Raw genomic sequence first — 9,490 nt, forward strand, 5'->3', positions numbered from 1 at the left:
CATAGCGACGTTCCTCCTTATAATTTTGTTCTCGTAAAACTTATTATACAGGATACGTCGCTGTTTTACTTCATACACATCTTTTGATTATAACTCACTCACGGTTTGTAAAGTTCATAAGGTTTTTAAGGTTTGTAAGGTAAGAACTTTTTCTCAATCAGTAGTTGCTCGATTCATCGAGCGCCTGATTAATCAGGCAACTACTTTTCAACAATACTGAATCTTTCAAAAATATATCCATCACCATAATTTCCCACTGATTGTTTTCTATATATTGTTCCTTCTTCATCCACATAAACACAAGCATCTGTTTTCAAGGGAATTATTTCCAATAGTTTATTCTGACTGTCAAATACCTGCAATTCGCTCACATTGTCTACACTTTTGTTATTTTCAGAAGCTTTTATTTCATCTTTTTCAATTTTCAGATATACTCGAAAATTGCTATCAATTCTCAGCGGGATAATATTAGTTATTCTATAGCCCTTACTTGGGAGTGCTTTTAAAATTATTTCTTTTTTCTTCCCAATTGAGCCCTCATACAAAAATGCTTTGAATTCCACAGGTATATCTGAGTCACTCATTCCTTTAACAACTACTTCCATGTCCCCGAATCCAAATTGCACCGTAAGACCAATTTCTTTTTTGCTGTTATGCTGCAAATCAAGTACTTTTGATGAAAAGTACTTTTTTCCTGAACTTTTAAAATAAAAACCGCCTTTTTCTATGTAGAGATCTGAAAGTGACACAAAATCTATCGGCGAGCAATCCGCAGTAGGAGAAACATGAGTTATAGCATCCAAGGATTTTCCTTTTACATCGACCACCATTACACATTTAAATATATTGATCCCGTTTGATATGATTATCCTTCCCTTCTCATCAATAGTAATATCATTGAATTTTATATTCTCATAAAATGGAAGTTTTTATCATCTTTAGACTTGCCCCTTGTAAACTATACCAATGGATGGTGTTATCTTCTGACTCAGCAACAATTATTTCATCTTTTTGTACAATAAATCTATCTACATTTGCCCCTTTTTTAACCTTAAATAATTCAGTTCTCTTAAATTCTACATCCGTACAAAATAAAAAACAGGTAAGCGCTAAAACCAGCAAGATACTTTTCATTCACACCCCTTTCCTACTCTCTACTACATTAGTAGCAGTTTTTGCGGATTTGTTCAATTATTTAAACCTTTCTGACAGTTTATCCACAAAGCGGGAGATTGGTCTGCAGAAGACAATTAAAGCTGCTCCAATCAAAACTTTAACTAACGCTATTATGATATTATTCAAGGCAAGAGATGCAAGATCTGGGGTGAGTTTGGTAAGACCTATCATTTGTACTGCCCTGTTCACAAGAAATACTATATCCAGCATCAAATATACCCCTGCGGCAAAAAATAATATCTGCTGAACTCCCTCTTTTCCAATTCCAATATTTACATCTGTATTTTCACTATCATTAATTAAGAAAGATGATATTTTTTCTGTTTTAAAAACAAGAAACCAGCAGATAAATAGATAATACACCACCATCGCAATGATAATCCCTATAATGAAATAATAGACAGACAATGTCACGTTTGGATAATCAAATGGCTTGACCAGCATTGGAATCATTGTGAAAAACTGTAACAATCCAATCACCGCAAAATATAGACCTAGAACTTTTGATACAACACCCATCAACTCTCTTTTTTTCATAAATCCCCCTTTGATTAAGTTTTTTAAATTTATTGTAGTGCTTTCCTCTTCACTATCGCACCCTTAACAACTTCAGCATCTAACCCGGTTACTTGGGCTAATAGCTTGAAGACACTGGTGTTGCCTTTGGCTTTTAGGTTTACGGTCAGGGTGATGGTGCCATTTTTAATGTCTAGCTTTTCTACGGTTTCGGGTAATGAAGTCCTAAACACTTTACTTGTGTGCCAATTCTTTGACTTTTAAATTTAGTTTTTTTATGGCATTTCTGCTCTCGGCTAGCGAATGTTCAAGATATTCCTGTTTCGACATCTTTTTTGTTGCTAAATACATTTTTTCGCGAACATTATGTAAATCTCTTATTACTTTTGGAACTTTCATCTTAGACCTCCTCCGGAGTGCAAATATCTATTACCGGGTAATTCAATTCTTTATTAATGCTGTTTACTTTATATCTGGTGTTTGTTTTTACTATATGCTGCATATTCCAACTTACAATAAAATCTATTCTATTAACAACCGCTATACTTATATGAACCGCATCAAGCCTGTATTTTACAGGAACAACACCGGCTTTTACATATTTTTCAGTCAATTCCGTTGTTTCAGATGTTTCCTCAAGCATTATTAATTCATAATTATTTAACAAATTTCTAAGCCTGCTCCTTCTTGGCTCACCTGCATTCTGGATTTCCAGCGCAACAACATTTGAAATATAATATTCGTTTTGAGTGAAATTCATATTCTTGAAAAACTCTTTTGTTATAATTTGCTTCTCAACTGCATCCTCTGAGTAATACATGCTTGGAACCGATGTTTCCAGATAATATTTAATCTTTCTCGACATACCAATCCTCTTTGTTAATCAATTATGCTAATATTATATCTGATTTAAGTATAACCTATAATATTAATTTCTTCAACTTATTTTAAGAATATAAGGAGGGCAGTTAAGACTATATTTGCTCATCTTTCTGTTATTTACTGCAACCCTTTCCTCTTCACTATCGCACCTTTAACCACTTCTGCATCTAACCCGGTTACCTGGGCTAATAATTTAAAAACGCTGGTGGTGCCTTTGGCTTTTAGGTTTACGGTCAGGGTTATGGTGCCGTTTTCGATATCGAGTTTTTCAACCGTCTCGGGCAACAGGTTTCTTTGTAACTCGGTGACGCCTTTTAGTTGGATTTCGAAGACGGCCTTGGAATATAGTTTGGAAAGGCCCAAGTCGGCTTTCACTAAGGATTTTATTACTAAACCCGGAGGGAGCTTTGCTTTTAGCAACTGCAAGGCTTCTTCCTCTGGGATGTTTTTCGTGAGTTCAAACTCGAATACTTCGCACGTACTGGATACTCCTACGGGTAACGCCGGGGAGAATGCCACTTTTGGATGCGGATTAAAGCCTTCTGTCTGAGCCAGGGGCATACGGCTTCTGACCAGGGCGCGAAGGACTGCGTTTAAGAGTTCCAAGTGCGAGACGAATTTTATTGTTTCTGTCTTTTCGTAAGTGACGCTGTATTTAGCGACGGCGAACTTTTTAAACCTGCTTGAATTTGCGCCGCCTGCCGAGGAAACTTCCTCTGTTTTTTGTTCTTTATTACAGTCGTCACCGATACCGCAGGAGACACAACCCTCCGTCCTGCAATTTCCTGTTGTTTCGCCTTTCAACGACTTTTCATACTCTTTTTTTAAGAACTCTTTTGAAACTCCGGAAGAAATATGGTCCCACGGGAGAATTTCATCCAAACTCCGCTTTCTTGATGAATAAAACTCAGGATCTACTCCTGATATTTTAAAAGCTTCATCCCAGGCCGTCTGTTTGAACATTTCATGCCACGCGTCAAACCTTGCGCCTTTTTCATAGGCAAGTTTAATAACTTCAGCCAGTTTTCTGTCGCCTCTGGAAAATACTCCTTCCAGGGCTGAGAGCTCCAGACTGTGCCACTTTAGCCATCTTGGATTAACATTTTTTCTGAGCAAGTCTACTTTTCTTTTCAGTTCTGCTGTAGTATCCTGAGCCTGCCACATGAACGGGGTATGAGGCTTTGGAATGAAAAACGAGATACTGACGGTCAAACCTCTGAAATTCCGGCTCACAACTTTACAGGCCGAGTTTACTTTTTTCGAAAGCTCCCCTATGGCAATTACATCCTCATCTGTTTCCGTCGGGAGCCCTAGCATGAAATATAACTTAATATTGTTCATCCCTGACCTGACACCGGAGGTACATGCGGTCAGCAAATCCTCTTCTGTCACACACTTATTAATTACGTCACGGAGCCGTTGAGTTCCGGCTTCAGGCGCAAACGTCAACGTTGATTTTCTTACAGAGTTGAGTCCTGCAGCCAGCTCTACCGAGAATGCGTCAATCCTTGAAGAAGGCAAGGATACAGAAACACTCTCACCTTCAAAAGACTTGTTAAGCTCTCTTAGCATTTCCTTAATCTTTGAATGATCCGTTGAGCTCAAGGAAGAAAGTGAAAGTTCGTCAAACCCCGTATTTTTATAGCTTTCCATGAAGGCATTAAGAAGTCCTGATACCGACCGCTCGCGTAACGGTCTTGTAGTAATACCGCTCACACAGAACCTGCAGCCTCTCGTACATCCTCTCATTATCTCCAGCGATATCCTGTTTTGAATGATATCCATGTAAGGCACGACAGGAGCAACCGGTTGATAGGCCTTGTCCATATCTACAACAATTCTTTTTTTAATTACTTCAGGCGCTTTTTTATTAGTCTGCTCAATCTTTTTAATGGTTTTATCTTCATTGTATTCCTGTTTGTAAAAAGAAGGAACATATACACCTTTTATCTTCGCAAGCTCTTCGAGTAACGCTTTCTTCTTTAGCCCTGAAGCTTTTCCGGCTTTGACCGTATCAATAATATCATTTATCGCCTCTTCTCCTTCTCCGACAAGAAACAGGTCAAAAAAGTCCGCAACAGGTTCAGGATTAAAAGCTGAGGGCCCTCCTCCGATAACAAGAGGGTACTCTTCTCCTCTATCCGCAGATAAAAAAGGAATAGCGGAGAGCTCTAATATCTGAAGAATATTTGTATAGGTCATTTCATACTGGAGAGTGAAAGCCAGTATATCAAATTTTATCGCGAGAGTAAAAGTTTCCAGCGAGTATAACGGCAGGCCTTTTTCCTTAAGCTTTGCTTCCATGTCAGGCCAGGGAGAAAATACGCGTTCAGCCAGAGCATCTGCTCTTTCATTGATAATTCCATATAATATTTTAAACCCGAGGTAAGACATCCCGACTTCGTACGTTTCAGGAAATGCCAGCAATACTTTCACCTCTGTTTTAGCATGATCCTTATAAACAGCGTTTTGTTCGGAGCCGATGTATCTTGTGGGATGAGAAACAAAAGGAAGAACTTCCGAGTAAAGACGTTCCTTAAAATTCATTATATTCGTCATGATGAGAACTTTTTAATAGACATATGTATATTCAGGAGAATTCCCGCCAAAAACATTGAAAAAAGAAGGGAAGAACCTCCATAGCTCAAGAAAGGGAGCGGCACCCCGACAACGGGGAGCAGCCCGAGTGTCATTCCGATATTAACAAAGACCTGCGTTATAAATATTGACACTATTCCCGTGGCTAATATTGTACTCGTTCTATCTTTTGCGTAAATAGCAATTTTGATACCTTCCATGATAAGTATATAGTAAAGAAAGAGTATTATAATAGCACCGGTAAAGCCCAACTCTTCTCCTATAACAGAAAAAATAAAATCCGTATGATGTTCGGGAATAAAATTCAACTGTGACTGAGTACCTTTAAAAAGACCCTTACCAAACAGTCCGCCCGAACCAACAGCTATCTTTGATTGAATCAGAGAATAACCGCTTCCAAGCGGATCAGCCTCCGGGTTTAAAAAGCTTGTGATCCGTTTTTTCTGATAATCTTTCATCAAAAAGAAATAGAATATCGGAGCAAGCGCAGCCAGAAGGCCAAAAGTCGCGAAAAGATACCGTTTTTTCATTCCGCTGATAAAGAGCATGAAAAATACCATGGGAATAAAAATAAGCGTTGTCCCCAGATCCGGTTGAAGAAGGATTAAAGACATCGGCACACCGATTATAACAAAAGTCTTACCCATGCCTTCCAGAATATCAATCTTTCCTTTGTTGTCTGAAATAAATTTTGTAAGCATTAAGACAAGAGAAGCCTTGGCAAATTCGGAAGGTTGAAAAGCAATAGGACCGAGATGGAACCACCTGACGCTTCCAAAAACATTTTTTCCGACCAGAAGCAGTATCAGCAAAAGACCTATTGTTGTATAATACATCCAAGGGGAGAACCCGATCCAAACCTCATAGCTGATGGTACTGACGATAATCAGCATAATAAATGAAATAATAACCCATATTGCCTGTTTTACAAAAAAGTTATATCTAAAACCTGTTGATTCATATGTACTCGTCGCGCTATAGATCATAACAAGACTTATGATGCTTAAGAGAGCTATGACAATAATTACTACTTTATTTAAGCTCTTTATGCTCTGTTTTTCTAGCAGCTGCATACCGCTCCTTCTTTAATTTAAAATAGGATTCTATTACCTGCTTGCCTATAGGCGCCGCGTTTTCACCCCCGGAACCTCCGGCTTCAATAAATACCAGAACAGAAACTTCGGGGTTAGCAAAAGGCGCATAGCCGACAAAAGCCGCATGTGACAAGCCGTGAGGATTTTCCACCGTAGCAGTTTTTCCCGCAATTCCATAAACGGATTTTGCTTTACCGCCCGTCCCGCCTGAATTTACCGCTTTCCATAAACTCTTTTTTACGACCTCAAGAGTTTTGGCGCTAATGGCAAAACTTTTTAGCATTCCTTTTTCTATTTCTTTTCCCCCGACAGATTTTACCAAATGAGGCTTATATGAAGTACCATTATTAATTACTACATCATAAGTTGACAGAATCTGAAGCGGATTAGCCGTAATATAGCCCTGTCCTATCGAATACTGTATGGTATTTCCGGGGAACCAGGGAATGCCGTATTTATCCTTCTTCCAAACAGGGGTCGGGACAAGCCCCGCTTTTTCCCCGTCCAGATCTACCCCGGTTAAAGAACCATAACCAAAAAGCCCTGCATACTCCGATATTTTGGCTGCAGTGACAGTGAGTCCCAATTGATAAAAATAAATATCGCAGGACTGGGAAATAGCATCCACAATGGAAATTACTCCGTGACCTTCCGATTTCCAGCAGTCATAAGTCCAATCCTTACCGTAATGATAAGTTCCCCGGCAAACAAATACATCACTGGTAGTAAGTTTATTTTTTTCCAGCGCGGTCACAGCAGGAACTATCTTAAATACTGATCCCGGAGAGTAAAGCCCTCCCACCACCCTGTTTAAAAAAGGCTGTTCGGGATCATTTAATATTTTACTCCATTCTTTTTTATCCAGCTGGCCGCAGAAAATATTAGGATCAAACGAAGGTTTGCTCACTAAAGCGTAAACTTCTCCGTTTCCCGGATTCATACAAACTATCACACCGCGGCGCCCTTTAAAATACTCTTCAGCTGCCTTCTGAAGTTTCAAATCGATAGTTAAAACAAGGTCCGTTCCTTTAGTGAATGGATCATCTCCCAGACTCTTGATTTCTTTTCCCGAGGAATTCACCATTATTTTTGAAGCACCGTTTATACCGCGTAATTCCGCATCATACTTTCTTTCAATGCCGGCCCTCCCGATAGTATCACCGACATAACATTTGCTTTTATTAATATCATTCAAATTTACTTCTCCCACATAGCCGATAACATGAGCCGCAATTTCTTTATTCGGATAATTTCTTTTTGCCTCTGTATGGATTATAACTCCGGGAAGTTCGGGTCTGTGTTCTTCTATTATTGAAATAACCGACGCCTTCAAATCACCCTTTATTTTTATGGCTTCAAATACCTTCTGTTTCTGATTTTCAATTTTCTGATTGATCTCTTCTTCCAGAATACCCAGTATTTTGGCAAGCATCGGAATAACCTTCTCGCTATCTTTGAGATCAACAGGTATTATTGAAACCGTATAAGAAGGAACACTGTCCGCCAGCTTTTCCCCGTACCTGTCGTAAATTATTCCTCTTGCAGCGCGTTTAGGTACGATCCTGGTACTGTTACTCTCCGCTAAACTTTTGAACTTCCAATACGATATTAATTGAATATAAAACAACCTTAAGAATATTATTCCAATAAGCAGGGATCCGAAGGCTATAAGGAACTTAAACCGTTTTTTTTGTTCTTTATCCTGTACTCTCTCAAGAGCCATATCAGCCGAACACTTTTTTTAATTTACCGCTGAAACTATGATAAAAGAAGAGAGGAATGCTGAGAAGAACCGAGGTATAAACGGCTACAGGAAGGACAACCCTGACAAGTTCCCTGGTAAAACTAACAGGAACATAAAAATAATTAATTGTTAATAGTGAAATAATCCCGTTTATTAGCGAAACCAGTAACGCAATAAGCATATTCGAAAAAATATTGTCCGTAAATACATGTTTTTTAAAAAATGCCGTCAAAAAACCCGCAAGAGTCAGTGTAAAAAGCCCAAAACCAAAATAACTATAAGCCATAAGGTCATAAAGCAGCCCGCAGCCGGCACCAAGAATAACTCCGTCAAGTAAATTATTTTTTTTAACCGTCATAACAAGACCGATGATTAAAAAATCAGGGGCAAAACCAAACAATAAAACGTTATCTCGAATACCGATCTGAAACAAAAAACATATAAAAAGCAAAAACACTCTGATTAACATGGACTAAGATTACTCCTTAAAAACTATGAGGACTTCTTCAAGCTTTAAAACATCAACCGCAGGTATAACATCTATATCTAGACTCATACTGTCTGAAGCGGGCCGGATGTCAGATATTTTCCCGATTAGAAGTCCTTTCGGAAATTTCCCGTCACCGGAAGCTACGACAAAATCACCGATCTTTGCTTCAGCGTTAACCGCAAAATATTTCATTTTACACATCCCGTTTCCCGCACCCATTACCGCGCCCACCGGTCTTGGTTTTTGAATAATACCGCTTATTCCGCTCTTATAATCTGTCAGGAGCATAACTAGAGAATATTCAGGATAAACCTCTATAATCTTTCCAACTACACCTTCAGGGGTAATAACCGGCATATCCGTGACCACTCCGTCTCTCTCCCCCAGATCAACAGTGATCATCCCAAAATAATTACTCAAATCCCTGCCCACAACTTTAGCCATGCTGGTCCTGAAATAAACTTTTCTTTTATAGTCAAGAAGTTTTTTAAGACGCTCATTCTCTTTTTCCGTTTCAACCAGCTGGTTACTCTGATAAGCCATTGTAGAAAGCTCTTTATGCAGCTTTTCATTATCATATTTCAGATAAGCAAATTTTATCATCATACTCCAGGCATATTCAAACGCATTCCCAAGCTTTCCTATCGGCTTCTGAAGAGCATAAATAACTTCAGATACCGCGCGGCTCTTGCCCAGCCCTTGATCTTTTCCTTTAAAAAACAAGAAAAGCCCGGCAGAAACTACCAGAATTACGGTAACTATCAGATATGCGCGATATTTTTTAAAAAGTTTTTTCCACATATTATTAAGATTATACCTAAAAAGCTAATATTTTACAAGGAGAAGGTTGCGTTGAGTTTCCCCATTTTTTCGAGTATAACTCACAAAAAGCATGCAAACTAACCCAAGTTCCGCTGAATTAGGCATATTTAGACTCATTTCCCTTATTTAAAGCCTTTTTTTATTAAAGGTCTGTACCACATTTCAATT

The 9,490-nt window shown here is 38.7% G+C and carries 10 protein-coding genes; all 10 read right to left on the bottom strand.

Annotated elements, in window-relative coordinates; translation table 11 throughout:
• Positions 1-200 precede the first annotated feature (200 nt).
• Entirely contained in the window at positions 201-830 is a 630-nt protein-coding gene (locus tag A2536_08930; protein ID OGF48237.1) for a hypothetical protein, read from the bottom strand.
• 82 nt (positions 831-912) lie between these two features.
• Positions 913-1,134: a hypothetical protein gene (locus tag A2536_08935; GenBank protein ID OGF48238.1), complete on the bottom strand. Its 222-nt coding sequence runs from the start codon at positions 1,132-1,134 to the stop codon at positions 913-915.
• A gap of 57 nt (positions 1,135-1,191) precedes the next feature.
• Complete coding sequence (locus tag A2536_08940) at positions 1,192-1,713, bottom strand: hypothetical protein (protein OGF48239.1); 522 nt, start codon at positions 1,711-1,713, stop codon at positions 1,192-1,194.
• Between the two features lie 29 nt (positions 1,714-1,742).
• Positions 1,743-1,925, bottom strand: coding sequence for a hypothetical protein (locus A2536_08945; GenBank protein OGF48240.1), 183 nt, complete (start codon positions 1,923-1,925; stop codon positions 1,743-1,745).
• Positions 1,926-2,092: 167 nt separating this feature from the next.
• Positions 2,093-2,557: a hypothetical protein gene (locus A2536_08950; protein ID OGF48241.1), complete on the bottom strand. Its 465-nt coding sequence runs from the start codon at positions 2,555-2,557 to the stop codon at positions 2,093-2,095.
• Between the two features lie 134 nt (positions 2,558-2,691).
• Entirely contained in the window at positions 2,692-5,121 is a 2,430-nt protein-coding gene (locus A2536_08955) for a hypothetical protein (protein OGF48242.1), read from the bottom strand.
• 8 nt (positions 5,122-5,129) lie between these two features.
• A complete protein-coding gene (locus A2536_08960; protein ID OGF48243.1) occupies positions 5,130-6,245 on the bottom strand; it encodes a rod shape-determining protein RodA in 1,116 nt (371 codons plus the stop codon).
• Complete coding sequence (locus A2536_08965; protein ID OGF48244.1) at positions 6,205-7,989, bottom strand: penicillin-binding protein 2; 1,785 nt, start codon at positions 7,987-7,989, stop codon at positions 6,205-6,207. The genes A2536_08960 and A2536_08965 overlap by 41 nt, the downstream gene beginning before the upstream one ends.
• A 1-nt stretch (position 7,990) precedes the next feature.
• A complete protein-coding gene (locus A2536_08970) occupies positions 7,991-8,479 on the bottom strand; it encodes a rod shape-determining protein MreD (GenBank protein ID OGF48245.1) in 489 nt (162 codons plus the stop codon).
• Between the two features lie 9 nt (positions 8,480-8,488).
• On the bottom strand, positions 8,489-9,301 hold the full coding sequence (locus A2536_08975) for a rod shape-determining protein MreC (GenBank protein ID OGF48246.1): 813 nt from the start codon (positions 9,299-9,301) through the stop codon (positions 8,489-8,491).
• Positions 9,302-9,490: the final 189 nt, after the last annotated feature.

This window comes from Candidatus Firestonebacteria bacterium RIFOXYD2_FULL_39_29, from assembly GCA_001778375.1.
In the GTDB taxonomy this organism is placed as follows: Bacteria; Oederibacteriota; D2-FULL-39-29; order D2-FULL-39-29; family D2-FULL-39-29; genus D2-FULL-39-29.